We start from the raw sequence: 299 nt of genomic DNA on the forward strand, positions 1-299 counted from the left end.
CTCACAAGGTAGGCGACGTCGTCGGCGGTGTGCGTGAGCTTGAGGCCGCCAAAAGTGACCAGCTTGCCGCTTCGGCGGCTCTGTCCTCGCGCGCCGAGCATGCCTTTGAGGTCGGCGATAACCAGGAGCAGGGCACCTCCCGGCGCGATGCTCCCTTGCACCCTCGCGAACGGGGCGTTCCCCACGCAGTCCATGACGACGTCGTACGTTGTGCCGTCTGCGGTGAAATCCGCTGCGGTGTAGTCGATGAAGCTGTCCGCGCCGAGTGATTCCACCAGTTCCTTGTTGGCCCCGCTGCT

At 64.9% G+C, this 299-nt stretch carries 1 protein-coding gene; it reads right to left on the minus strand.

From position 1 onward, the window contains the following. Positions 1-299: zinc-binding dehydrogenase (locus AC3XQU_RS23640; RefSeq protein WP_489876578.1), on the minus strand; the 299-nt coding region annotated here is incomplete at both ends.

The sequence above is a fragment of the Telluria sp. AZSoR62 genome, assembly GCF_058111565.1.